This window comes from Chryseobacterium sp. Y16C (assembly GCF_022488405.1).
GTDB lineage: Bacteria > Bacteroidota > Bacteroidia > Flavobacteriales > Weeksellaceae > Chryseobacterium > Chryseobacterium geocarposphaerae.
In genome coordinates this window covers 4,766,875-4,793,170 of sequence record NZ_CP092711.1, presented here as the reverse complement: position 1 = coordinate 4,793,170, position 26,296 = coordinate 4,766,875, and the positions used below count along the sequence as shown (strand labels likewise).

Below are 26,296 nucleotides of genomic sequence, written 5' to 3'. Positions count from 1 at the left end.
CTCTGAATTTATAGAATCTTAAATCCTTTATAAACCTGTGTAGAGCTTTCCAACATTTTTGAAGAATCTCTTCGGAAATCCAGCAGGTGGTCCTGTCCGTTGTGACGGTTATGATGTTCTACGCTTTCCCATAATTCAACCAGGAAGAAAGTGCCTTTGTTGTCTTTATCCTCAATAAGATCATATTGAAGGCATCCTTCTTCTTTTCTTGTTTCTTTCACTAAGGTCTGAAACAATTCAACCGCTTCCATCAGATAGTTTTCATTAAACCTGAAAAGCGCAACGATATGTAAGTTCATGCTTTGTTTTTTATTACTGTAAATGTAAAATATTTTCAAAGTCATCCCTCTTTTCGCTTCATTTATTTTTCCACAATGAAACGAATTTTATTAAAAAACAGATTTATAGATCGTTATTGAGCTCATAATGATAACCAGCAATCCGATTACTACAAACATACCTTTCACAGGAAGCTTAGCGGTAAGCATGGCAGAAAAAGGAGCCGTTACAATTCCTCCGAGCAAAAGTCCTGCAATGATGCTCCAGTGTTGGATTCCCAACGTAAAAAAGAAGGTAACTGCCGCAGTTAATGTTAAAATAAATTTTGCTACCGTAGAGCTTCCTACAGCAAATCTAGGAGTAAAGGAATTTTTGATTAAAGTTCCGGTTACTAAAGGTCCCCATCCTCCGCCAGCAAAAGAATCGATGAAACCTCCAATTAAGCCAAGCCGGGTAAGATTGGTTTTTCTTTTCAGCGCTTTGCTTTGTTTTTTCTTGAAAGCATTAGATAAAATCTGGAATCCCAGATATAACGTATAAAATGCAATGAGGGTTTTGGTAATTTTAGCATAATATTCACCAAGGTACGTCAGGCAAAGTGCTCCGATAACCGCTCCGATCACAGCCGGAATCGCCAGCTTTTTAACCAGGCTTTTACTTACATTCTTTAATTTGACATGACTTATACTTCCGGCCGCAGTCGTAAAACTTTCCGCCGAATGAATACTTGCACTTACAATATGTGGCGGAATATTCAGAAAGAGTAATGTTGTTGTACATATCACACCATATCCCATTCCCATGGATCCCGCTACAATTTCGGCTAAAAAGCCAATAAGCATCATCCAGTAAAAAATATAATTATCTTCTGCCAAAACAGTGAGAAGCTCATCCAAATATCCCAGTTCATACATTGAAAGAATCACGATCAACACTATTGCAACCGTTACAAAAAATACATTAAGCCTGAGCTGAACTTTTCTTGAAATCACCATTTATGTCTGTGTTTATCGGATTATTATAAAATCATTACTGCTCCCACTGTAGAATTGCTCGTTTCGTCAATCAGAATGGCACTTCCTGTATTATTATTTTCACTAAAACTATCAAAAACCAACGGAGAAGAAGTTTTCAGTTTCACTTTAACAACTTCATTCAGCTTAATTCCTGAATAAACAGGTGTATTCTCCAGTGTATTGACATCAATTTTATATTCAACTTCTTTTACGATCGTTTTTAGTACTTTACTTTTATGCTGAATAAAATATTTGTTGCCCTCGTTTAATTCCTTTTTATCAAGCCAGCATACAATAGCTTCTACCTCATTTTCTACTTTCGGAAGCTGCTCCGTTTTCACTAAAAAGTCACCTCTGCTGATATCAATATCATCTTCAATATGCAAAACGGCAGGTTGATTGGTAAATACCGCGTCTACTTCCTTCCCTCCAGTTTCAATTTTTGAAATAACCGTTTCGATATTCTGTGGCAGAACGGTTATTTTATCTCCTTTTTTATACGTTCCTGAAATCACTTCTCCGGAATACCCTCTGTAATCATGGAGTTCTTCAGTCTGGGGACGAATTACATATTGCACCTGAAATCTGCTGTTAACGGTATTTTCAGAGTTTTTTACTTCTACCGTTTCAAGAAAATCAAGTAAAGTAGATCCCGTATACCAAGGAGTTTTCTCAGATTTTTCAACAATGTTGTCTCCGTAAAATGCAGAAATCGGGAAATATTGTACGTTTTCCAATCCTAATTTTTGTGCAACCAAATGATACTGAGCTTTTATGTTATTAAAAACATCCTCCGCATAATCTACCAGATCCATTTTGTTGATGGCCACGACTACATTTTTAATTTTTAATAGAGAAGCAATGATGGAATGTCTTCTGGTCTGCTCAATAACGCCCTGTCTTGCATCAATTAAAATCACAATCAGCTGAGAATTGGAAGCTCCAGTAATCATATTCCGGGTATACTGAATATGTCCCGGAGCATCTGCAATAATGAATTTTCTCTTAGGTGTAGAGAAATATCTGTAGGCTACATCTATGGTAATTCCCTGTTCCCGTTCCGCTCTTAATCCGTCGGTAAGAATCGCCAGATCTATCCCGTTTTCATTTTTATTTTTTGACTGCTTTTCCAATGCTTCAAGCTGATCAATCAAAATGTTTTTGCTATCATATAGAAGTCTCCCGATAAGGGTACTTTTCCCGTCGTCTACACTTCCGGCAGTTATAAATCTTAGTATATCCATAAGTTTAGTTATTAATGATAATTGATGAATGATTGTTGCTCAATTATCACTCATCATTTATTAAAAATATCCTCCTTTTTTTCTGTCTTCCATAGCTGCTTCCGTCACTTTATCATCAATTCTTGTTTCACCGCGTTCGGAAATTTTGGAAGCTATAATTTCATTGATTACACTTTCTAAAGTTTCAGCATCACTTTCAACCGCTGCTGTACAGGTCATATCTCCTACAGTTCTGTAACGTACTTTTTTAGTGATCACCTTATCATTTTCATCAATTTGAATAAAATCTGAGGTGGCAATTAATTGACCATCATATTCGATCACTTCCCTGTCATGGGCAAAATAAATGGAAGGAAGCTGGATATTTTCTTTTCTGATATAATTCCATACATCAAGTTCTGTCCAGTTTGAAATTGGAAAAACCCTTACATTTTCTCCTTTATTGATTCTTCCGTTGTAAATATTCCACAGTTCCGGACGCTGTAATTTCGGATCCCATTGTCCGAACTCATCCCGAACCGAGAAAAAACGTTCTTTAGCTCTGGCTTTCTCTTCATCTCTTCTCGCTCCGCCAATGCACGCATCAAACTGAAATTCTTCAATAGTATCCAATAAAGTATGGGTTTGCAGCCAGTTTCTGGAAGCAAATTTCCCCTTAGGTTCGGTTAATTTTTTAGTTTTAATGGTATCTTCCACTTTTCTTACTATCAATTCAGCACCTATATGTTCTGCCAGATAATCTCTGAATTGTAGGGCTTCAGGAAAATTATGTCCCGTATCGATATGTACCAAAGGAAACGGAATTTTCATCGGAGCAAAAGCTTTTTTTGCCAAATGCACCAATGTAATGGAATCTTTTCCACCACTGAAAAGTAAAGCCGGCTTTTCAAACTGTGCCGCTACTTCCCTCATAATATAAATACTCTCAGCTTCCAGCTGTTCCAGATAATCTAATGTATATGTACTCATTTTTTTCTTTAAAATTTTGAATTAATGGGTATGCAGACCGCATTCCTTATGGGAATTTTCCCACCACCAACGACCGGCACGGGGATTTTCACCCGGATCAATGGCTCTTGTACATGGTTGACAGCCAACGCTGATGAATCCTTTTCTATGTAAAGACAGTTCCTGAACTTTATTTTTCTCAAGATATTCAAGAACTTCCTGATAATTCCAATGGATCAAAGGATTGTATTTGTATAACTTTCTTTCATCATCCCACTCAATGATCGGCATATGTTCGCGGTTTTCTGATTGTTCGGAGCGTAACCCCGTAATCCAGACGGTTGCATTTTCCAACGCACGGTTTAGAGGTTTTACTTTTCTTATGAAGCAGCATTCTTTTCTGTTTTCAATCGAATGATAGAAAGCATTTATTCCTTTTTCATTCACGTATTTTTCAACATCGGAGCTTTCCGGAAAATAAACTTCCGTTTTTATTTTATACCTTGAATTGTTCTGTGAAAGTAGTTCGTAATGCTCATAGAAAAGTCTTCCTGTATCCAGTGTGAAAACTTTAATGGGCAGCTGATTCTTAAATATCATATCGGTAATCACCTGGTCTTCCTGTCCAAGTGAAGTTGAGAAAACAATGCCTTCTGAGAATTTAGCTGAGATCCATTTCAATCCCTCTTCTGCTGAAAGCTGTTTCAGACTATCTGCATCTTCTTTTGAAATCATATTTTGTCATTTGAAGTCATGCAAATATCAGATAAAATAATTATCCTACCAAACAAGTAGACTAATTATTCAAAAAAAAGGATTAGAATCAGTCGATCAAATCCATTAAAGTTTTACTTTCCAGAATACGTAAGGAAGCATCCCGCACTTCGATTAAAACATCATGCAGGCCGCAGTGATCTTCATTACAGTCCTCACATTTTTCATAAAAATTAAGACTTACGCAAGGCAGCATGGCAATAGGTCCATTCACCAGCCGTATAATTTTTGCCAGCTTTACATTTTCAGGATTTTCTCTGAAAAAATATCCTCCTCCTTTTCCCTTTTTACTGTCAAGAATATCCGCTTTTTTCAATTCCAGTAAAATATTTTCTAAAAACTTCAGGGGAATTTTCTTATGTTCTGCAATTTCAGAAATAAGTACAGGGCCGTCATTCCTTTTTTCAACAAGGTATGCAAGCGCCTTAAAAGCATATTGAGATTTTTTTGACAACATTATAGCAAAAATAAGAAAATTGTTTAATTTTTGCAAAACCTACAAATCATGAATTGTCAAACCATTAAACAGATTTAGCCATCTTCATTTTTGCAATTTCATCTATTAATCATTAAGTTTGTTCTATGTTCAGCAAACAAGAAGCACAGCAATTAAAAAAAGAGTTTTGGACGGCTTTCGGAAAGTCTTTCCCCAGAAAATGGATTTTGTATGACACCAAAATAAAGGATATGTCATTCAAATTTTATGCAGATAATAAAAAGGCGGAAGTTTCTCTGGATATCGAAATGAAAGACGAAGTTTTCAGAGATGCCTATTATAATAAAATATGGTCGCTGGAAGATATTCTGAAAGATTTTATTGGAGATTTCAATAAGGAAGAATTTTACACTTTGGAAAGCGGAAAAGTCATCAGCAGGATTTGGGTAGAAAAACACGGAGTTTCTATTTTCAATAAAAATACATGGCAGGAGATATTTGAGTTTTTTGTTGAGAGAATGGACGGTTTTGAACGATTTTATTATGAGTATGAGGATTTTATAAAGGATGTTTAGGTTCTCTTTAAGTTTATACTTCATCGAAATAAAAATTTAAATTCTTCCACAAAATTCAAACTCCTGTTTAAATATTTTTGTACTTTAGTCAGACCAAAAAATATCAGTACTTGTTTATTCATAATGCTCTTCAGCAAAACATTTCTGATATTTCTTTAACACTAAATCACAAAAATTTTAAATAATGGAAGTAAACACATTCCTTTTTACTGACGGTGCAGATCCCAAAATGTTGGAAGCTTATAAAAAGGCACAGGAAACTTTTAAATATTTCTGGAGAGAACAATATTGGGAAAACCTAAGAATAGTTCCCGCCCTCAATCTTTCTTGCGTGAAAGTTGCTTTTTCTGAAAAGGATCCCGAAACCGGAAAAAATATTGTAGAGCATATGTGGATCAACGAGATTGACTTTGACGGCGATTATGTAAAAGGATACCTAATTAATGAACCGAATAATCTCACAACAATCAAGGCAGGCGACTATTTTGAAATCCCTCTGAATGAAATTAGCGACTGGCTTTTTGCGATTACACCTAGTGTAAAAAAGAAAGGACTTGCAAAATTATTTTCATCTTCAAAAGATCCAATTCCAAAAGCATATGGAGGATTTACCATTCAGAAAATGCGTGCTGATATGTCGGAAACAGAAAGAAAAGAGCATGATGGATTCTGGGATCTTGATTTTGGAGATTATAATGATATTGAAGTTGTACATGAACAAAAAGAAAAACCGGAAAACCTTATTGAGCACCCTATGAGCAAAAATATGAAGGATAAATTGGTGGAATTTTTACACGATTATCCTGATGAGCTCACCAATCTGGATGAAAACGGATTATCTCTCATTCACAGGGAAACTATTGCCGGAAACTTAAGTTCTGTAGAAATCATTTTAAATTCAGGAGGTGATAAAAATTTGAAAACAAGCAAAGGAAAAACAGCCCTGGATTTTGCAAAACAATTAAACTGGGAGCATTTGATTCCTATTTTAGAAAATTAATCATACAGAGAAACTTTCGGGTTTCTCTTTTTTTTTTTGCCAAATGACAAATGCTGTACAATTTTCTTTACTTAAATTGCATTTATGAAAGAATTATTTGATTTTATCTTAAGATTCGGGAACCTGAATCAGCAGCAAATGGATTTCATTGCAAGTAAAGCTACGGAACTGGATCTTTCTAAGGAGGAATACTTTTCAGAGGCTGGAAAAATTGCAAAACAGGTCGGATTCGTTGTTGACGGAATTCTTCGTGTTTGCTATTACAACAACAAAAGTGAAGAAATTACAAAATATTTTATTGAAGAAGACAATCTGGTTGTAGATCTTGAAAGCTTTGACAATCAAATCTGTTCCAGTGCTTATGTGCAGGCAGTGACAGATTGTAAAATGATCATATTTCAGCGAAAAGACTGGCTGGAACTTTTACAGACCATTGTAGGTTTTGATGCAATCGTTCACAAGATTATTTCAAGAGCATTGATTCAAAAAGTGGAGAGAAGAAGTCCGCTTGTTTCGGAAGATGCTACAACCCGTTATCTGAAATTTCTGGAAATCTACCCTACTGTTGTCAACAGAATTCCGCTTTCTTATGTGGCTTCCTATTTGGGAGTTACCCAATCTTCTTTAAGCAGAATCAGGAAGAATATAAAATAATTAAGGTAATTATATAAAGTTTTACATTAATTCTGTTATCTTAATTATTATAATGCTGTCATTCTGAATGTAACGAAGTGAAATGAAGAATCTAAGCTGTCATAAGATTCTTCCTTCGTCAGAATGACAATGGTGTAAAATTGTATATAGCCGCATAATTAAATTCTCATTTTATTTAAACTTTTAAGTTTCAATTCCTTTTTTGTCAAATGGCAAATGCCACCTTATTTAATTGACGGAATTTTACATCATCAATTAAAAACAAAAAAAATGCAGACAGTATTAATTACAGGAGCCAACAGAAGTATTGGCCTTGAAACAGCAAAACAGCTTTCAGCAAAAGGATTATTCGTTTATTTAGGAAGCCGAAATCTTGAAAATGGTGAAAAAGCAGTTGAAACACTTAAAGAACAGGGATTTCAAAATATCAAAGCCATTGAAATTGATGTTACCAATCCTGAATCTATTTTAAAAGCCAAAAATATGGTAGAAAATGAGCAGGGAAAACTGGATATCCTGATCAACAATGCAGGAATTTTAGGAAATACACCTCAACAGGCTTCAGATTTTTCCATTCAGGAAATTCAGACCATTTTTGATACCAACTTCTTTGGAGTCATCAGTGTTACACAGGCTTTTCTTGATTTGCTTAAAAAATCGGACAGTCCCAGAATCAGCAATATTACTTCTGGATTAGGCTCGTTAACCCTGCATAGCGATCCGTCCTGGAAATATTACAATATCAAAACGGCCGGTTACGGAACTTCAAAAGCAGCTTTAAACGCTTATACCATTGTTCTTGCCTACGAGCTGAAAGATCTGCCTTTTAAAGTCAATGTGATCGATCCCGGATATACAGCAACAGATTTCAATGCGCACAGCGGCCCCGGATCTGTGGAAAGCGCAGCCTCTTTCATCATTAAGCATACTTTGACGGATGATCAGGCTCCAACCGGACAATATTACAGTAACGATATTGAGGATGAAACAGGAATCAGTCCTTGGTAATTTTACAATTTATTAAAAGAGCAGTTTTTTTGGTTTCTTATTTATTCTTTTATAAATTCAAACAAAAAAATAAACAAATTGAAAGATCACGAATTTGCAAAGTTATATCATGATACTTGGAACAAAGCAAAACAAAATATTAAAAAATGTTATTTTCCTGGATGTAATGAGCAACCAATTAACTCACATATATTACAAAAAAATGGAATTCTAAACCAAATTGCTACTAATAATCATATTTGGGAATATAAAATTAATCAATTTAAAAAAGAACCTTTTTATTTCGATAAAACAGGCATTAACGAAATTTATTCTTTCGATTGTTTTTGTAAAGAACATGACGATAAGCTTTTTGAAAAAATAGAAAAAAAACAAATAAACTTTAATGACTATGAATCTTGTCTTTTATTTACACTAAGAACTATATATAATGAAATATGGAGAAAAGAGATTAATATTGAACAGTATAAATTAATGATGAAATCAAAATATTCATCAGAAATAAATTTAGAGTTTCTATTAGGTAGAATTCAACAAGAACTTTTAGGAATTGATGATTTAAGAAATAATGAAGAGGATATTTGGGAAGACTATAATAATAAAACTCAAAATTTTGTTTTTCAAGTTAGAGAATTAAACAAAATTGATATTTGTTTATCTGCTTTTTATAATTATGAAACAACCTTAGAAATGTACAATTATAAAAAACTTAATGGTAAAGATATGCCTCGAATTTCTGAAGTTTTCATTAATATATTTCCTTATAACAATAAAACACTTCTATTAATGGGATATAATAAAAAAGATGAAAAAAAGTTAAAACCCTATGTAAACACTTTTTTTAAGGAATCAGAAAACAAAGTTCAAAAAAAAATCACCAATCTTTTAATGTTTGCTTGCGAAACTTGGGTTATTTCAGAAAAATTATACAAAGATAAGATTGAAAAAATAAAAGATATTTTTATTGCATGTATAAATCATGCTATAATAATTAACAATGAAAGAGAATTTTTTAATGTTAATCTTTTTAAGGATAATTATTTTAATGAAATGCAAAAGATTAAAAGACATCTTGTTAGTATTAAATAAATTTTGATTCACGATTCGGTTACATCATTCGTTGATTGAACTACTTTTCTCAACTGCCATCTTCCCACCTTTGTACCATCATTTAAAACCAATAAAAAATGGAAACAAAAAAAGTATGGTTCGTGACAGGGGCTTCAAAAGGACTTGGATTAGCCTTAATCAAAAAATTGTTAGAACAAAATTATCGCGTTGCTGCGACAACAAGAAATGTACAGTCTCTTATTTCTGAAATCGGAACAACTTCGGAAACATTTTTACCGCTTGAAGTGAGTTTAACGGATAATGAAAACGTACAATCCGCTATTGCTAAAACCATTGAACATTTCGGACAATTAGATGTTGTCGTAAACAATGCAGGTTACGGACAATTAGGTACATTGGAAGAGCTTTCTGACAAAGAAGCAAGAGCGAATTTTGATGTCAATGTTTTCGGAACACTGAACGTGATCAGAAATGCAATGCCTCATCTTCGTCAGCAAAGATCAGGACATATTTTCAACATCTCTTCAATCGGAGGATATTCAGGGAATTTTCCGGGGTGGGGAATTTACTGTTCAACCAAATTTGCTGTAGCCGGTTTAACCGAAGCTTTGGCTGAAGAAATTAAAGATTTTGGGGTAAAAGCAACTGTGGTGTATCCCGGCTATTTCAGAACGGACTTCTTATCAAAAGAATCTGTAAGAACTCCTGAAAATTCAATTCCTGAATATGAAGCGGCAAGAAATTCCGAACAGGCACATTTGGATGAAATCAACGGAAATCAGCCCAATGATCCTGATAAAGGAGCTGAAGCAATCATTGCCATCAGTGAAGTGGAAAATCCGCCGGTGCATTTCTTATTGGGAAGCGGAACTGATGAGTTTTTGGATAACAAGATTAAAACGATTACAGGAGATGCTGAGAAATGGAGTGAACTGACATTTTCTACTGTGATCTAGTTTTTCTTTTGTCTTGAAACAAAAGAAACAAAAATTCAAGACTTGGAAATTGAATGCTAAAAATAAATGCTATTCTCTAAAAATTCTAAAACTCGTGCGAAGTCATTATTGATGATTAAATTCTAAATTTGTCTCGCACTCAGACAGTAGAATTTTCTTAACGTTCACATCATTTATTTTCTTAACGCTTCATTTTCCTAGGTCGTTATAGATCCTTCGACTTCGCTCAGGATGACATTTCGCTAATACTAAACGTTGTAATATAATTAGTACGGAAAGTTTTTTCCACAGTGTCATCCTGAGCTTGCCGAAGGATCTCATTTTATTTTTTTAACCATTAAGGTTTTGTTTAAGGAATTTAGAATAGTAAGATGAGTTTTAACTCAAGTTAATTGGTATTTCTCAATAAGATTCACTTCTTACCTATCATCTTAATGGTTCAAATTCAATTCAACAATTCAAAATAATTAAATAACTTAGTCATTATGAAAAACACATTTCGTTTTAATTCGCTTTCTGATTTTCATACCTTCTGTAATCTTCCGAATCCTGAGCATCCGCTGATCAGTCTGATCGATTACAGCAAAGTCCGTTATCCTGTGGATGATACGGAACTGAAATGGATACAGAATTTTTATTCGATCGGTCTGAAAAGGAATGTAAATGCTAAGTTCAATTACGGACAGCAGGAATATGATTTTGATTCCGGTGTGTTGTGTTTTGTTTCTCCGCTTCAGTTTCTGAGTCTTGAAATGAAACCCGGTGTGGAAGTAGAACCCACCGGATATTTACTGTTGATTCATCCCGATTTTCTTTGGGGAACTTCTTTGGCAAAGAAGATTAAATCCTACGAATTTTTCAGTTACCAGATCAATGAAGCGCTTTTCCTTTCGGATAAGGAAGAAAAGATTATTGTTGATCTGTTTAAAAATATTGAAAAAGAATATCAGACGAATATTGACAAATTCACGCAGGAGCTGATTGTTGCCCAGCTCGAATTGTTCCTAATCTATGCCGAACGTTTTTATGAACGTCAGTTTTTTACCCGAAAAAAATCCAGTCACGAATTGCTGGAAAGATTTGAGGAAGTACTTTCCCAGTATTTTGAAAACGGAAGTCTTCTTGAAAACGGGATTCCTTCTGTAAAAGCCATTGCCAAACAGATGAATATTTCCCCGAATTATCTGGGAAGTTTATTGCGAATTCACACTCAACAAAATACGCAACAGCATATTCAGAATAAGATTATCGACACTGCAAAAGAACGTTTAAGTACAACCAATCTTTCAGTCAGTGAGATCGCTTATGAACTGGGATTTGAGCATCCGCAGTCTTTTAGCAAGTTGTTTAAGCAGAAGGTGAATCAGTCGCCGGGAGAGTTTAGAAGGTTGTTTAATTAAGCTATTCTTTAAGACAATTTTTAACTATAAATAATTTTCATGATGTTTTTATATATTTGAGCTATAAAATTATAAATCATGAAAAAAAATTTACTGTTAGTAATCTTCATTCCTATAATTAGTTTTTCACAGAATAAAACAGAAGCAGAAGCTAAGGTTAACGAAGGAATTATGCTTCATGACGAAGGAAAATATAATGAAGCTCTTAACAAATATGATGAAGCTCTTATTTTAGATAAAAACAATTTATTAGCGCTCTCGGAAAAAGCAATGACGCTAGAAACATCTCAAAAATATAATGAAGCTATTGAAATCTGTAAATTGGTTATAAATACATATCCTGAAAAAGATATAAAAACAGTTTATATCAGTTATGCAAATAGTTTAGACCATTTAAAACAGACTCAAAAAGCTTTGATTATTTATGATGAGGGCATAAAAAAGTATCCTAATTATTATCAGCTTTATTTTAACAAAGGAATTGCCTTAATAAATGACAAGCAACTAGAAAAAGCATTAGAATCTTTTCAAAAATCTGCAAAATTAAAACCTAATCATAAAGGCTCACTTAACGCATTAGCAGCTTTAAATTCTGAAAACAGAATTGTATCAATTCTATGTTCTCTAAGATATCTTTCTCTTGATAATAAATCCCAGCTTGCAAAAAACCATATAAAATCTGTACTTACTTTAATGAATAAAGGTGTTACCCAAAAAAATGACAATTCCATCAACTTATCTATTGATCCATCAATACTTGATAAAGCAAATGATAAAAAGAGTAAAAATAATTTTTCATCAACTGACATGGTGCTTTCAATGACCTCCGCTTTAGACTTTGACGAAAAAAATAAAGGCAAAACAGATCAGCAGAGATTCACTGATAAATTAGATTCCATGTTTGCTACTATGGAAGAAACACAAAAGGGACAGAGTGGTTTTTATTGGGAATTTTTAGCCCCTTATTTTATTGAAATGCATAAACAAAAATTAATTGAACCGTTTACGTACATTGCTTTTTCACCTCAACCTAATGACGATGTAATTAAATATTACAAAGATCATCCAGAACAAATTGAAAAGTTTTACAAATGGTCCGAAAATTATACATGGGAATAGATTCGTTAAATATCATAATAAAAAAGAGAAACTAAAAGTTTCTCTTTTTTATATCCTATCCAAACTTCTTCTTCCTCAACCAGAAGAACAATCCCCCTAAAGCACCAATAACAACTAAAGGTAACAGCAAATTGAACCATTGCCAGTTGTTTTTTTCTTCTGTAATTCTTTGTCGGTCAAGAAGACGTTCTTCGATGTTTCTGTTTCTGAGTTCCATCAGATTGCTGTCATCCAAAAGATAGTCGAGAGCATTTCTTAAGAACTGTTCGTTTCCGAACTGTTCGTTGGTCAGCATATCTACCCCTAAAGGTAAAGGCTGCCCTTTGATCACTTTATTTCTTCCCACATCTCCGTCTGCAATTACGATCATTTTATTTTCCGGACTTGTTCCTTTAAAACCAGGATAAGATTTTCTTTCAACTCTTGAAGCGTAGGCAGAATTAAATTTACCTTCCAAAGCTACTGCGTAGATCTTAGGAGTGCTTGGTTTTTCCATTTGCCCAAGACTGTCTACACTTGCAATTTCTTTCAGATCAACATAGTTCGGAACCTGTTTCAGCAATGTTCTTTCACTCGACTCAAAAAGAACTTTTGTTTTGATATTTTTTCTTCCGCCCAAAGTATCGATCGATGTAGGGAATTCAAATTTTACAGGATTGATATTTTTGGTGATCGGATCATTCTTTTCAGCAATTCCTAATGGGAAATACGGCCATGGAAGACTTGTATACTGAGGATTCCCTCCTACTTCTCCCGTTACCAGCCTCAACAATGCAAATTTCTTCACATCTTTTACCAATGCCGGATTGATTCTGATTCCATAGTTGAAGAAAAAGTCGGTCATATTGATATCTACCGGGAAAGGCATTACTTTTTTAGACCTTGTCAACGTATCCATTTCAGCGTTTACGGCATCGATCATCCACAACGTTTTTCCGCCGTTCATGATGTACTGGTCAAGAATTACTTTTTCACCGTCTGTAAAGGCTTTTCTTGGTTTTGCAATCACCAAAGCATTCATTTGCTTTAAAATCGGAACATCTGCCAATGTCAGTTCAGTCTGATTTTTAGGAATAATCGGACCTGCATCGTAATTTTCCGTTGCCAAGTGCATGAATCCCTGGAATTCCTCCGGACTCAATTCATCCTGATTGACTAAAATCCCGATCTTCTTTCTTTTGTCAACCGCAATGTTTTTGATGTTTGAAACCAGATTGTATTCTAAATTCTCAATTGATTTCGTCAGTTGCTGATCTGCATCAATCCCGTTCTGCTGAACGACCAATGGAATGGAAACTCCTCTTCCTTTGTATTTTACAACCGCATAAGGAAATAAGTAAATCTGGGAAACTTTTCCGTCTTTCACATCAGGAAGTACAGAAGGCTGCATTCCCATGGCCATCAAAGTATCCTGAGAAATTTTACTTTTAATCGGATCAATGAATTTGAAATCGATTTTCGGATTAATTTTTCTGAATTCCTCCAGCATAAATTTCGTTTCGCTCTGCAGCTGCTTGAAACTTGCAGGAAAATCTCCTTCAAGATAAACATCTACCATTACCGGTTTGTTGATCGATTCCAACACCTTGATCGTATTATCAGAAAGCGTATATCTTTTTTCTTTTGTTAAGTCTAATCTGATTCCTGAAATAGCAAGAATAACAACCAACGGCAAAATAACAAACAGTAAAATTCCGAATGGTGATTTGAATGGTATCTTCTTCATAATTCTACTTCTTTTTATTGATAAAATGGTTGGACAAAACTAAGGTAACTCCGATAATTAAAACAAAATAAGCGACATCTTTAAAATCAATAAGACCTCTTGTAAAGCCTAAGAAATGCTGATAAAAACCAATATTCTGCAATATAAAATCTGCTCCACCCAATAACTTATAACTAGCTAATTGTTCGATTCCAAAATACATGATAAAACACATGAAAACCCCCAACAAATAAGCCATGATCTGATTCTGAGAAAGTGAAGACGCTAAAATTCCTACTCCTGAGAAAGCTGCAATCAGAATAACCATTCCGAAATAGCTTCCGAACGTCATTCCCAAATCAATATTTCCTTCCGGAACTCCTAAAACATAGACTGTATAAAGGTAAATGAGTGATGGAATAAGACATAAAATCCCAACTACCCAAACTGATAAAAATTTTCCAAGAACCAGATCTGAAACTTTCAAGGGCTGAGAAAATAGCCAATTTAAGGTTCCCGTCTGCTGTTCTTCCGCAAAGGTTTTCATGGATAATGCCGGAATAATAAACATTAATAACCAAGGCACCAAAACGAAATAACTTTGTAAAGAAGCCAATCCGATATCAAAAATGTTGGAATCATTCTCGAAAAAAAACAAAAACAATGTCGCTACCAAACTGAAAGCCGCAATGATAATCCACGCGCTCCAATTGCCAAAATAACTCCAAAGTTCTTTTTTAAAAATTGCAATCATATATTAGTTAGAAGTTTTATGTTAAAAGTCAAATGTAAAATAAGAAGACATTGACTTCGCACTGCTTTTTACTTGTATCTTTTTACTTTTTACTTTTATTAACCAGTTTTACCGTCATCATGATGAGGAATACCAGAACGAAAAATCCTGTAATTAATTGCCACCAATATTCAATGACCATTGATTTTAAGATTACAGTGAAAACCACCAGAAATAAAATAAAGGTTGCGATTTCGTTAGCTTGTCGTAATTTGATATTCGCTGTTTCTAAAGTATTTCCGTTAAGTTCCTTAAGCTTTAACACTTTTTTCCAGCACCAGTAATGATAAATGGCCAAACCGATCAGGAAAGTCAGTTTTAAATGGAACCAGGGCATTTTCATTAATCCCGTATTTAAGAAAATCATCACCAGTCCGCAAACCGCCATAATTACTCCCGCCGGAACCGTAATGATATTCCAAAGCCTGCGTGCCATAAAGGTATATTGTTCCCTTAAAATCTTCTTTTTATCTTCGGCAAACGCATCGGTATCTTTATAGTAAACGAAAATTCTCACGAGATAAAAAATTCCCGCAAAATAGCTTACCATGAAGATAATATGTAAAGCTTTGATGATGGTATACAGCATCCTAAAAATTTGTTTGCAAAGATAGTTTATTTCGGAAAAAAAGAGAATTTAATCTAGAAAATTCGAATGAAACTTGCTATATCATTTTAAGAAAATCTGTCTTTACGCCTATTTATTGTTTTTTCTTGCAGGAATACTATCAGTTTTACTGCCCTCATAATATTTCTTGGTATATAAAAGGTTTCCTTTATTGTCATAATATTTCCAGTCTCCGGAATAAAACCAATGACGTTCATGCTGAGAAATCTCAAGCTTAGTCTGCCCTTTTTCCATGATGGTTCCGGTTGGAAAATATCTTTTAATTTTAGTAATATCTTTTCGGATGCTTTCCTTTTGATAAAGCTTATCGTCAAAATACGTTTTCCAAACGCCTACTTTTTCTCCTTTCTTATATTTTCCTACAGCCACAAGAGTTCCTTCGTTAGTAGGATATTCTTCTTTCCACTTGCCATGTCTTTTCTGAACGTTTTTGCTCACTTTTATATACTGGTTCATCTTCGTCTGGCAGGAAAGTGTAAATAATGACAATACTACAGCAATAAATATTTTTTTCATAAAAAAAACAGGATTTCTGTAAATATAAGAAATCCTGTTTTATTCTACAAATGTAGAACAGATTTATTTTTGTCTTAAGAAATCACTCCTAATTCTTTTCCAACTTTTTCGAAAGCAGCAATTGCCTTATCCAAATGTGCTCTGGTATGAGCGGCAGAAAGCTGAACTCTGATTCTCGCTTTTCCTTTTGGTACAACAGGATAAAAGAATCCTATCACATAAATTCCCTCATCCATCAGTTTTTCAGCCATTTTCTGAGCCAAAGGCGCATCATAAAGCATTACCGGAACAATAGCAGCATCTCCATCAGGAATATCGAAACCTTTCGACTTCATTTCTGCTCTGAAATATTCTGCATTTTCCATTACTTTATCACGAAGAGAAGTATCTTCAGAGATCATATCCAATACTTTCAAAGCGGCACCCACGATTCCCGGAGCCAAAGAGTTTGAAAATAAATACGGTCTTGAACGCTGTCTCAACATATCGATGATCTCTTTTTTCCCGGAAGTAAATCCTCCTAAAGCACCTCCAAGAGCTTTTCCTAATGTAGAAGTAATAATATCTACTCTATCCATTACTTCATTCGCTTCGTGAGTTCCACGACCTGTTTTTCCGATGAAACCAGTGGCGTGAGAATCATCCACCATTACCAAAGCATCATATTTATCAGCTAAATCACAAACTCCTTTCAGGTCTGCAACGATTCCGTCCATTGAGAACACACCATCAGTAACAATAATTTTGAAACGGTGATTTTTTTCAGAAGCTGCAATCAGCTGAGCTTCCAAATCTTCCATATTATTGTTTTTGTAACGGTATCTTGCCGCCTTACAAAGACGAACACCATCAATAATTGATGCGTGGTTCAATTCATCAGAGATAATCGCATCTTCTTCCGTAAATAACGGTTCGAAAACACCTCCGTTGGCATCAAAACAAGCTGCATAAAGGATCGTATCTTCCAATCCTAAAAAGTCAGCAATTTTTTGTTCCAATTGCTTATGAATATCCTGAGTTCCGCAGATAAAACGTACCGAAGACATACCGTAACCGTGAGATTCGATCATATCCTGAGAAGCCTTCATCACTTCCGGATGGTTGGATAATCCCAAATAATTGTTCGCACAGAAGTTCAGCAGCTTTTTTCCATTCGCTTCTATTTCTGCACTCTGCTGAGAGGTAATGATTCTTTCTCTTTTGTAAAGCCCGTCGTTATCAATATTTTGTAGTTCGTTCTGTAAGTTTTCAAGATACTTTTTAGAGATCATTTCTAATAATTTTTAAGATGTGCTAATTTAATAAAATCGCGGTAAACTCATAGCTTTTCTGTTTTTTATTCTAAGTGCTTAAATAAAATTCAACTATTTTTCACTATTAGTCTATAATTTTAATAGACTATTATTTATATTTGTTGTTAAATTCAGTAAAATGCGATTATCACCAGTACAAAAAATTGAAAATATATCCTCCGGAGACTTTCTCAAAACTTATCTGAAACCTGCAAAACCTGTCATTTTAAAAGATTTTGTCGATCCTGAAAGTCCGGCCTTCAAAAAATGGAACTATGATTATTTTAAGGAAATTGCAGGTGACCATAAAGTCAATATTTACGGAAGTGAAATCGAATCATTAGACAGAGTGGCCAGCAAACCGATCGGCCAAAGCACTTTTTCTGACTATCTCGATTTAATAACTTCCTCTTCCACTGAACATCGTCTTTTTCTCTTTAATTTATTAAGCATTAAACCTGAACTTAAAAATGATATTCAATACAATGATGTTACGAAAGGAAAAATTTTGAAATGGCTTCCTTTTATGTTTTTTGGAGGTGAAGGTTCCATCACCCGGAATCATGTGGATATTGATATGTCACACGTTTTCATTACCCAGTTTCAAGGCATCAAAAAGATCTGGCTATTTCCGTGGGAACAATCGGATCTCCTTTATAAGCTTCCTTATAATTTTCATTCGATTACCAACATCAAAGAACCGGATTACCAGGAATTTCCCGGTTTGAAATATATAGATGGGTACGAAGCAGTCATCAGTCCCGGAGAAACACTTTATATTCCTTCCGGTTGGTGGCATTATATTCAATATGAAACAGAGGGATATTCTGTTTCCATCAGAGCTTTACCTTCAAGCTGGCTGGAAAAATGGAGAGGCTTTAAAAATCTCGTTCTAATAAGACATTTTGATAATGTCATGCGAAATCTGTTCAAAGAAAAATGGTTCGATTTTAAGGTAAGAAAAGCTATCAGAAAAGCCAACAGAGCAATTAAAAAGCAGAAAAACTTTCACATCTAAATAAATACTAATCTTTAAATAAACATATTATGGAATTAATTTATCTTATTCTTTCAGCGGAAAGGCCAACGTATTCTTTCTATCCGATCTCTTTTCATTAATATTTATGAAACAAAAAACCTTCAGAAATTCTGAAGGTTTTATTTTATTTTTTTAAGAATTTTATGTTCTTATCTTTAACCTTAAAAATATAAGTTCCGGGAATCAATTCCGAAATATTAATGGCTTTTCCCGGTTGATACACATGTTTTCTTACTAATTTTCCATCAATAAAATAGATGGTGAAATCTGTAGCCCTGTCAATGCCTTTTATATTGATTTCATTTTTTGCAGGATTTGGATACAATGCAAATTCATCTTTATTAATCTCCGAAGTACTCAAAGTATTGTCCTGGGCTACCGTCGAATTTTTTTCGATGATCTGATATTCATAATTAAACTCTACACTACTTACTGGAAATGTTACTGCTTGTGTAAAATATTGATTATTTACGGTATTATCTAGAGTAAAATAAGCAATCTGTCCACCTGTTCCCGTAACTTTAATCGGTAAAGGCATTTCGTAAAAACTTACAGAAGAATGACTCTGAGTCTGTGAAGCTTTAAAGGTAATCTGATTTCCCACTTGCTTCCAACGAATATCATAGGTGGGGTAACCCTGCCCATAAATCCAATCATTAAAAAACTCGGTAAGATCTTTTCCTGTAGATAACTGAATAGAATTTTTAAGATCCGTGGTTCTTACATAGTTATATGCTAAAGCAGGTCTTGCATGATAATCCTTTAAGGCCTGATAAAAAGCAGTTTCGCCCAGAATCCATTTCATCATTCTCACCACATATCCACCTTTGGAATAAGACAGCCTTCCGTTAAAAATAGCATTGATATTATTCAAATTAGCATCGGCAACGTATACACTTCCATCAGGAAGACTTGTGATATAGTTTTTTTCCGATAACAAGAAATTCATAAACTCAGTATTAGTCATCAGCAGTTTTTCATTGGCCAAATGTGCTCCAAATGTTGCAAAACCTTCGTTAAGCCATATATCGTTCCAGGCGCCGCAGGTTACCTTATCTCCAAACCATTGATGGGCCAGTTCGTGGGCGATAAGTCCTTTATCCCAGCCTCCCATAGATGACATAGTCTGGTGTTCCATTCCTCCTCCGTATTCAAATTCCATATGTCCGTATTTTTCATTTCTGAAAGGATAAGGCCCGAAATAGGTTTCAAAAGTATTCATGATCTGCTTGGTCCAGTTGATATTGGCCATACTCGCAGTATTATTTGCTGTAGATGGATACACATAATTAATAAATGGAAATGGCGGAGTTCCCATTGTATCGGTAATCTTTACATAATTCGTAATCGAAAGCGCAATAAGGTATGCGGCAGTAGGGTACATTGTTCTCCAGAACGTCAATTTCTGTCCGGGAGGAAGTATCGTTTCAGACATCAACAACCCGTTTGCAGCTACATTATACTGAGAGGGTGTTGTTATTTTAAAATCAAACTGTTCGATTTTATCATTCATACTTTGCTTGGTCGGAAACCAGTCCTGAGCGCCGTATGGTTCGCTTAAAGTAGAAAGAATCGGTGATCCGCCCTGAGACCCCGTTGAAAAGGCATTGTTTGCTGTTGGTGGCGTTCCGGAATACTGAATCGTAATAGAGTCTAATACATTCGCAGGAAGTGCGTTTGGAAAATCAATTTTCACTTCTTTTGTCGTTAGCTGCTGAAAGGTAAGACTCTGATTATGATAGGTTACCTGAGAAACCGTCAAGGCGTTGGAAAGATCAAAGTAGATATTGCTCATACTCTGATTCGGCTTAAAATGAGAAGTTACCGATCCTGAGATCATATACACTGAAGGATCCAGACTCACATCCATTCTCTGATACTGAAGATCGTAGTTCAGGGTATTAGGATTGATATTGTAAGCGATCATTTTATTGGTAAATGATTTCATTTCCTTTGCCCGGAACGATTTCATTTCAATGTTTTCATGCTGCGCAGAGATCTGCTGAAAAGTAACAATACTTAGTATCAGAAGATAAAAGTGTTTCATTATAAATTATTATAAATCAAAGATAAAAAAAACCTTCTAATCAAAGATTAAAAGGTTTTTAGATTTATTCTTACGGATAGGTTAAAGTTCCAAAGTCGGCTCTATAATTTTCTCCATTCTTTTTTTCACCATATCTACAGACCCGGCATAATTATTTACCAAAAGTGAGAATACCAAGGTTCTTCCCGAATTCGTTTTTATATAACCTGCCAGTGTTTTTACCTTGTTCAGTGTTCCTGTTTTAGCAAAAACCTGTCCGTTTCCGGTTATATTAAACATTCTTTTTAATGTTCCGGACTGCCCGCCAATCGGTAATGAAGTCAGATAGGTACCATAATACTTTTCGTTCATTAAAGAGGTAAGATATTTTGCCTGAGCAATTGGAGTTACCGTATTGCTTCTTGACAATCCGCTTCCGTCCATATAATTTAATCCTTCTGAATCAAACGCAATATCTTTAAGATGATCTTTTACCACAACTCTTCCACTTTCACTCGTCTGATCTCCTTTCTTAAAAAAGCCCACCGTTCTCAGCAATGCTTCTGCAAGCGAATTATCACTGTGCTGATTGGTATAGTAAACAATATCTGCCAATGTAGGAGATTTATAAGCTGAAACCAATTTTCTGGCTTCCGGAGCAGCATCGGTCATTTTTGGCGTCACTTTTCCTGTTACAGCAATTCCGCTTTTCACCAAAGTTGTTCTGAATGAATTGGCAAGATAAGCCGGGGCATCCGGTAATTTTGTGGTTAGAGCCCCATCTCCTTCATATTTTTCTGCATATACCATTTGATTGGCATAAGGAGAAACATAGAAGAATTTTTTATCTGCTGAGAAATTATTCTTTTTTACGATCAGCTTTTCGTTTGCAGGACTAATCTCGCGGGTTGTACCTACCGGTAAATAGTAATTGTTATTTTCCAACCATACAACATTTTCCGGAAGTCTTGAAATATTACCTTTGAAAAGCGCTGTCTGAATGATGATATCACCATTTACTTTTTTTATCCCCTCACGTGAAAGCCCGTTTACAAAATCTGAAATGATTTCTCTGTAAGATAATGCTCCTGCTTTATTGGTTCCTAAAGAAGGATCTCCACTTCCTACAATGTATAAATTTCCGTTCAAAACCCCGTTTTCATCCACTTGACCTGAGTATTCAAGCTGTGTCATCCAGCGGTAGTTTTCTCCCAACAAATTCAGAGCAGTTTCTGTAGTCAATAATTTTGTAGTGGAAGCCGGAACTAAAGGCATATTTTCATTATAAGAAGAAATAATCTTTTTGGTTTTAGGATCATATACCACGAATCCCCAGTTGGCGTTTTTCAACACAGGGTCCGTTACCATTGTATTTAGATTTACATCTATCAGTTCTTTTGGCGATAAAATTGTTTTTTCAATCGCCGCCGCAGGAGAAGGCAGATTCAAGCTGGATTTCTGACTATCATATGTGGGGGAAAAAAGAACCGTAGAAACGGTAGACTGAGCGAGGAATAAACCAGAAGCTAATACCGTAATACCTGAAATATATTTTCTGAAATTTACCATCTAATTTTTCTTTTTATTACTTAATTTGGATGCCACAGAATAACGAGAGTTAAATCCAAAAGCACAACCAAACATATAAGCAACGATCAAATGTAGAAATTATTGCTATTAATCAGTTATTTAAGGTATAATAAAACGTTATAAAATTTGTTAAAGTTTGTTAAAAATCAACAAAAACGTCTTTTTTGATGCTTTGGTAAGCAGTGATTTCATCAAATTCTTTTAAACTTAATAAAACCATTTTTTTGAATTTTTCGTAGTTCTTCCCTCTTGGAAGTTTAAGTAAAATCTGAAACTGGTATAAATTATTAAGTCTTGCAATTTGGGATTTTTCCGGTCCTAATACACAGTCTTCAGGAAGGTATTTTCTTAAAACCGAACCTAAAAACTGAGACGCACGATTCACTTTATCTTCTCTTCTGTGCTTAAGCTCAATCATAATTAGCTTCGTAAAAGGCGGATAATGAAACTTTTGACGTTCTGTAAGAATATATTTATAAACCTTAGCCGGATTATTCATTTTAATCAACTGAAAAACAGAATGATCCGGATTAAAAGTCTGAATTAAGATTCTTCCTTTCCCGGACACTCTTCCCGCTCTGCCGGAAACCTGTGTAATAAGTTGATAAGCCCTTTCCTCTGCTCTGAAATCCTGAACATACAATAAGGAATCCGCTTTAGGAATGGCAACCAGTTCAATATGATCAAAATCCAGTCCTTTGGAAATCATCTGAGTCCCGACAATAATATCGGTTTCGCCGTCTTCAATTTTTTCGTATAATTTTTCATAGGCGAATTTTTTCCGCATTGAATCCACATCCATACGATCGACTTCATATTCAGGGAATAATTTGGAGACTTCTTCATGAATCTGCTCAACCCCCACTCCTCTTTCATTCAGATTTTCGGAATGACATTTCGGACAGGTTCTTGGTTTGGAAGCTCTTTGACCGCAATAATGGCACTTCATTTCGTTTGCAGCCTTATGATAAGTCATTACCACATCACAATTTGAGCAGTAATTGACATATCCGCAGCTTTCACATTCTATTACATTGGCATAACCACGACGATTATGAAGCACAATTGCCTGATTTTTTTCGTCTAAAGTTCTTTTTAATTCGTCAATTAATCTCAAAGAAAAGTTCCCGGATACTTTTTTGGAATCCTGAGCTTCCTTAAAGTTAATTAACTCATATTCAGGAAGGGTTACCTTACCAAAACGTTCTTCAAGGAAAACATATTGTATCCTGTCTTTTCTCGCGTTATAATAACTTTCTACGGAAGGTGTTGCAGATCCTAAAATCACATGGGCGCCGTAAAAATTTCCCAGAACCAACGCAGAATCTTTTGCATTGAAATAAGGTGATACTTCACGAGGTCTGTAAGCAGAATCATGCTCTTCATCCACAACGATTAATCCCAAATTCTGAAAAGGCAGAAACAAAGCATTTCTTGTTCCTATAAGGATTTTAATATCATTCTGCCTGATTCTTCTCCAGACTTCCACCCGTTCAAAATCGGTAAGTTTCTGGTGATAAAAACCGAGCTGTCGACCGTATTTTTTTTCTAGCCTTTGGGTAATTTGTTTCGTTAAAGAAATTTCAGGAAGCAAAAACAGAACATTTTTTCCTTCACTGATGCATTCTTCAATTTTTTCTAAATAAATATGTGTTTTTCCTGAGGAGGTTACTCCATGAAGCAAAACATTTTTTCCTTCCTCAAAAGCTTCATCAATCGTGATCTTAGCTAATTTTTGAGCTTCTGAAAGCTCTTCGATTTCTTCAATTTCCCCTTCATAGCTTTCAATCCTGTCTTTCTGCATATAATATTCCTCCACCAGGTTTTTATCTGCCAAAGCTTTGAAATGGGAGCTTCCAAAATAGCCGTCTTCAAACAGATCAGATTTTTTAATCGGTACATCTGGATGTTCTGTCTGTTTTTCTAAAATATGGAGGAAAAGATCTTTCTGTTTCTGAGCCCTTTTTAAGCTTAAAATAATTTCCGTAAGATTCTGATTTTTTAGAACCTCATCATGAATTCTGACATAAGCAACTTCTTTAGCTTTGTATTTTTCCGCAATTTTTTCATCAATCTCGATGTATTGAAGATCAATCAAAGAATTAATGGTTTTAATAATATCTTTTTTCGAAATGAAAGCTTCAATATCCGTCAGATTAATAAGTTGTCGGACCTCCAATGCCTGGATAAGATACATTTCATTGACATCCAGATTTTCAAAATCTATTGTAGTATTGGGTTTTAGCTTTAAATACGTTTCACTTTCCAGTTTCAGAGATGAAGGAAATGAAAAACGGTAAATTTCTCCTAAACTGCATAAATAATAGTCTGAAAGCCAGTTCCAGAATTGTATCTGCTCTTGCGGAACAATAGGTTTATCATCCAAAAGACTGATAACTTCTTTGGCTACAAAACTTTCCGGAGCATTGTCATGAAGTTCAAAAACAATCCCTGTATAAATCTTCTTACCACCAAAAGGAACCAAAACCCGCATTCCTACCTGAATTTCGGATAGTAATTCCTGGGGAACTTTATAGGTAAAAGATCCTTTTAGATTTAACGGTAAAACGATTTGGGCGTAGTTCAAGAGAAATATTTAAAGTGTAAAATTAATTTTTTCTTTTGTGAACTGCAATAATTTCTATTTTTATCGTTCTAATATTATTCAAATTAATAAACTAACTATGAAAAGACTTTTATCAATTGTATCACTATTTGCGGTAATCATCATCCAGGCTCAGGAAAAAATAGGTTTCAACAAAGGCGAAATCACTATCCCGATTGGTAAGGAAATCCTCCTTAAACCTGAAATAAAAAATAATAAAATCATCGGTTTCGAAGCTGTTAAAGAAAAGGATATTACCGGAAAAATTGACTTTTTTGATATGCTCCACCATTTTAAAAAGGATAATATAAAGGATAACAGCATTGAGCTGCTATTCAGTGAAGGTCAGCTCATGGGAGCGCCAATTTTTGTTTTAAACGTTATCCAGAAAACCGGAAAGAAAATGAACTTCAAAGCTAAAATAAGACTAAAAGGAAGTTCTTCATACCAGCAAACATCAATCACTCCAGCTGTAAGCAATTCAGCCCATATGGAACAGTGGAAAGACAATATAGATTCTATTATACTGTATGATTTTGAACTGAATTAAAAAAGGACATCAATAATTTTATACCAAATTGCAGAGGTAAAGAGGCCGATAATGATGCTAAAACCGATCGTTAGATTGGTCAGCTTTGTATTTAACCTGAACTGCTCTGCAATAATACTTGAGGTAAGAACTGTTGGCATCGCAGATTCGAAGATGGTGATTTTGGCAATATTCCCTTTTATTCCCAATAAAAGCGCTAATCCTAATGTAATGGTAGGTGCCAAAATTAATTTATAAAACATGGAAGCAGACATTTGAGGAATCAGTTTTTTCCAGCCGTTGAATTTTAATTGCAGCCCTACTGAAAATAACGCCAGCGGACTTACGGTAGCGGCAAGTTTATCAAAAAACGGTTCCGCTAAAGTAAAATCTATAAATCTTGATAATACCAATGCAGCAATACAGCCTACCAAAGGCGGAAAAGTGAACAATCTTTTCAGGATGAAAGCTGCACTCACTTTCCCTGACTGGCTTCCTCCTCGTAAAGCTGCAATAATTCCTAATGTAGAAAGAGAAAAAAACATCGTCTGATCACAAATAATAGCAATACTCAAAAGACTTTCACCATAAAAGGCAGAAACAAGTGGAAATCCGATGAAGGAAGTATTGCTGTATCCGCTTATCAATTCCAACGTACTTCTTGAACGTCTGGAGTATCCTTTGCTTTTGCTGTAAAACATCATAAAGAAAAAACAAAGCACGGAGGTAAGCAAAGTAGCTACAATCGGGAAAAGCATTTCTGTTGTCCAGTGAACTTTTGGCAGATATTTGAACGAAACTGCCGGAAGTGCCAAATAAAGAATCCATGTATTGATGCCTTTATGCGCATCGGGATGAATGGATTTTGTAGCTTTGAGAACCATTCCTGCAATAATACACACCGCAATCAGAACAAAATTCGCCATAGTTGAAAGATATGATACGAATTTACGGCTCAATTCTTTTTTAACGCGACGTTTTCAAAGATTTTTTTGAATTGTTTCATCTTTATTTTATTCGATGAATAGTATTTATGAAGTCATTCTGACAAAGGAAGATTTCTGTTTAATTATGACAAGAAGAGATTCTTCAC

Annotated in this window: 25 protein-coding genes; 10 read left to right on the top strand and 15 right to left on the bottom strand. The window is 34.8% G+C overall.

What is annotated here, in order from left to right; all coding sequences use genetic code 11:
• Nucleotides 1-8: 8 nt before the first annotated feature.
• From MKS83_RS21795 to MKS83_RS21770, 6 genes are all read right to left on the bottom strand, one after another.
• Entirely contained in the window at nucleotides 9-299 is a 291-nt protein-coding gene (locus tag MKS83_RS21795; protein WP_100374988.1) for a putative quinol monooxygenase, read from the bottom strand.
• 90 nt (nucleotides 300-389) lie between these two features.
• Nucleotides 390-1,274: a sulfite exporter TauE/SafE family protein gene (locus tag MKS83_RS21790; protein ID WP_240581333.1), complete on the bottom strand. Its 885-nt coding sequence runs from the start codon at nucleotides 1,272-1,274 to the stop codon at nucleotides 390-392.
• 23 nt (nucleotides 1,275-1,297) lie between these two features.
• Nucleotides 1,298-2,539: a sulfate adenylyltransferase subunit 1 gene (locus tag MKS83_RS21785; RefSeq protein WP_240581332.1), complete on the bottom strand. Its 1,242-nt coding sequence runs from the start codon at nucleotides 2,537-2,539 to the stop codon at nucleotides 1,298-1,300.
• 60 nt (nucleotides 2,540-2,599) lie between these two features.
• Nucleotides 2,600-3,508 (bottom strand): sulfate adenylyltransferase subunit CysD, encoded by a 909-nt coding sequence (gene cysD / locus MKS83_RS21780; RefSeq protein WP_240581331.1) that lies wholly within the window; start codon nucleotides 3,506-3,508, stop codon nucleotides 2,600-2,602.
• 21 nt (nucleotides 3,509-3,529) lie between these two features.
• The gene (locus MKS83_RS21775) at nucleotides 3,530-4,222 is read right to left on the bottom strand and encodes a phosphoadenylyl-sulfate reductase (RefSeq protein ID WP_240581330.1); all 693 of its coding nucleotides are present in this window, start codon (nucleotides 4,220-4,222) and stop codon (nucleotides 3,530-3,532) included.
• A gap of 88 nt (nucleotides 4,223-4,310) precedes the next feature.
• Complete coding sequence (locus tag MKS83_RS21770; protein WP_240581329.1) at nucleotides 4,311-4,718, bottom strand: RrF2 family transcriptional regulator; 408 nt, start codon at nucleotides 4,716-4,718, stop codon at nucleotides 4,311-4,313.
• Between the two features lie 125 nt (nucleotides 4,719-4,843).
• Here MKS83_RS21770 and MKS83_RS21765 point away from each other — a divergent pair, with 125 nt between their 5' ends.
• The 8 genes from MKS83_RS21765 to MKS83_RS21730 all read left to right on the top strand — a co-directional run bounded on the left by MKS83_RS21765 (nucleotide 4,844) and on the right by MKS83_RS21730 (nucleotide 12,480).
• Entirely contained in the window at nucleotides 4,844-5,272 is a 429-nt protein-coding gene (locus MKS83_RS21765) for a DUF4268 domain-containing protein (RefSeq protein WP_240581328.1), read from the top strand.
• Between the two features lie 184 nt (nucleotides 5,273-5,456).
• Nucleotides 5,457-6,272: a DUF2314 domain-containing protein gene (locus MKS83_RS21760; RefSeq protein ID WP_240581327.1), complete on the top strand. Its 816-nt coding sequence runs from the start codon at nucleotides 5,457-5,459 to the stop codon at nucleotides 6,270-6,272.
• Nucleotides 6,273-6,356: 84 nt separating this feature from the next.
• Nucleotides 6,357-6,926: a Crp/Fnr family transcriptional regulator gene (locus MKS83_RS21755; protein ID WP_240581326.1), complete on the top strand. Its 570-nt coding sequence runs from the start codon at nucleotides 6,357-6,359 to the stop codon at nucleotides 6,924-6,926.
• Between the two features lie 270 nt (nucleotides 6,927-7,196).
• Nucleotides 7,197-7,934: an SDR family oxidoreductase gene (locus tag MKS83_RS21750; protein WP_240581325.1), complete on the top strand. Its 738-nt coding sequence runs from the start codon at nucleotides 7,197-7,199 to the stop codon at nucleotides 7,932-7,934.
• Between the two features lie 78 nt (nucleotides 7,935-8,012).
• Nucleotides 8,013-9,023, top strand: a complete 1,011-nt coding sequence (locus MKS83_RS21745; protein ID WP_240581324.1) for a hypothetical protein — start codon at nucleotides 8,013-8,015, stop codon at nucleotides 9,021-9,023.
• 98 nt (nucleotides 9,024-9,121) lie between these two features.
• Nucleotides 9,122-9,961 (top strand): SDR family NAD(P)-dependent oxidoreductase, encoded by an 840-nt coding sequence (locus MKS83_RS21740; protein ID WP_240581323.1) that lies wholly within the window; start codon nucleotides 9,122-9,124, stop codon nucleotides 9,959-9,961.
• A 485-nt stretch (nucleotides 9,962-10,446) separates the two neighbouring features.
• Nucleotides 10,447-11,361, top strand: a complete 915-nt coding sequence (locus MKS83_RS21735; RefSeq protein WP_240581322.1) for a helix-turn-helix domain-containing protein — start codon at nucleotides 10,447-10,449, stop codon at nucleotides 11,359-11,361.
• 78 nt (nucleotides 11,362-11,439) lie between these two features.
• Nucleotides 11,440-12,480 carry a tetratricopeptide repeat protein gene (locus MKS83_RS21730; RefSeq protein WP_240581321.1) on the top strand — a complete coding sequence of 347 codons (1,041 nt, stop codon included), beginning with the start codon at nucleotides 11,440-11,442 and terminating at the stop codon, nucleotides 12,478-12,480.
• Between the two features lie 55 nt (nucleotides 12,481-12,535).
• Here the strand turns inward: MKS83_RS21730 and gldG are convergent, their stop codons facing one another.
• From gldG to kbl, 5 genes are all read right to left on the bottom strand, one after another.
• A complete protein-coding gene (gene gldG, locus MKS83_RS21725) occupies nucleotides 12,536-14,206 on the bottom strand; it encodes a gliding motility-associated ABC transporter substrate-binding protein GldG (protein ID WP_240581320.1) in 1,671 nt (556 codons plus the stop codon).
• 4 nt (nucleotides 14,207-14,210) lie between these two features.
• Nucleotides 14,211-14,939 carry an ABC transporter permease subunit gene (locus MKS83_RS21720; RefSeq protein ID WP_240581319.1) on the bottom strand — a complete coding sequence of 243 codons (729 nt, stop codon included), beginning with the start codon at nucleotides 14,937-14,939 and terminating at the stop codon, nucleotides 14,211-14,213.
• Between the two features lie 82 nt (nucleotides 14,940-15,021).
• On the bottom strand, nucleotides 15,022-15,567 hold the full coding sequence (locus MKS83_RS21715) for a CopD family protein (protein WP_100376937.1): 546 nt from the start codon (nucleotides 15,565-15,567) through the stop codon (nucleotides 15,022-15,024).
• Nucleotides 15,568-15,675: 108 nt separating this feature from the next.
• The gene (locus MKS83_RS21710) at nucleotides 15,676-16,122 is read right to left on the bottom strand and encodes a hypothetical protein (RefSeq protein ID WP_240581318.1); all 447 of its coding nucleotides are present in this window, start codon (nucleotides 16,120-16,122) and stop codon (nucleotides 15,676-15,678) included.
• A 74-nt stretch (nucleotides 16,123-16,196) separates the two neighbouring features.
• Nucleotides 16,197-17,393, bottom strand: a complete 1,197-nt coding sequence (gene kbl / locus MKS83_RS21705; protein ID WP_240581317.1) for a glycine C-acetyltransferase — start codon at nucleotides 17,391-17,393, stop codon at nucleotides 16,197-16,199.
• A 160-nt stretch (nucleotides 17,394-17,553) separates the two neighbouring features.
• On the opposite strand from kbl, the gene MKS83_RS21700 reads away from it, so the two are divergent.
• The gene (locus tag MKS83_RS21700) at nucleotides 17,554-18,432 is read left to right on the top strand and encodes a cupin-like domain-containing protein (RefSeq protein WP_240581316.1); all 879 of its coding nucleotides are present in this window, start codon (nucleotides 17,554-17,556) and stop codon (nucleotides 18,430-18,432) included.
• 145 nt (nucleotides 18,433-18,577) lie between these two features.
• Here the strand turns inward: MKS83_RS21700 and MKS83_RS21695 are convergent, their stop codons facing one another.
• The 3 genes from MKS83_RS21695 to priA all read right to left on the bottom strand — a co-directional run bounded on the left by MKS83_RS21695 (nucleotide 18,578) and on the right by priA (nucleotide 24,656).
• Nucleotides 18,578-20,500, bottom strand: a complete 1,923-nt coding sequence (locus MKS83_RS21695) for a M1 family metallopeptidase (RefSeq protein ID WP_240581315.1) — start codon at nucleotides 20,498-20,500, stop codon at nucleotides 18,578-18,580.
• Nucleotides 20,501-20,581: 81 nt separating this feature from the next.
• On the bottom strand, nucleotides 20,582-22,048 hold the full coding sequence (gene dacB, locus MKS83_RS21690; protein WP_240581314.1) for a D-alanyl-D-alanine carboxypeptidase/D-alanyl-D-alanine-endopeptidase: 1,467 nt from the start codon (nucleotides 22,046-22,048) through the stop codon (nucleotides 20,582-20,584).
• A 160-nt stretch (nucleotides 22,049-22,208) separates the two neighbouring features.
• A complete protein-coding gene (priA, locus tag MKS83_RS21685; protein ID WP_240581313.1) occupies nucleotides 22,209-24,656 on the bottom strand; it encodes a primosomal protein N' in 2,448 nt (815 codons plus the stop codon).
• A 97-nt stretch (nucleotides 24,657-24,753) separates the two neighbouring features.
• Between priA and MKS83_RS21680 the strand changes: the two genes are divergently transcribed.
• Nucleotides 24,754-25,224: a hypothetical protein gene (locus MKS83_RS21680; protein WP_240581312.1), complete on the top strand. Its 471-nt coding sequence runs from the start codon at nucleotides 24,754-24,756 to the stop codon at nucleotides 25,222-25,224.
• On the opposite strand, the gene MKS83_RS21675 is transcribed toward MKS83_RS21680, so the two are convergent.
• Nucleotides 25,221-26,129, bottom strand: a complete 909-nt coding sequence (locus tag MKS83_RS21675; protein ID WP_240581311.1) for an AEC family transporter — start codon at nucleotides 26,127-26,129, stop codon at nucleotides 25,221-25,223. The two genes, MKS83_RS21680 and MKS83_RS21675, sit on opposite strands and share 4 nt — an antisense overlap.
• Between the last annotated feature and the right edge of the window lie 167 nt (nucleotides 26,130-26,296).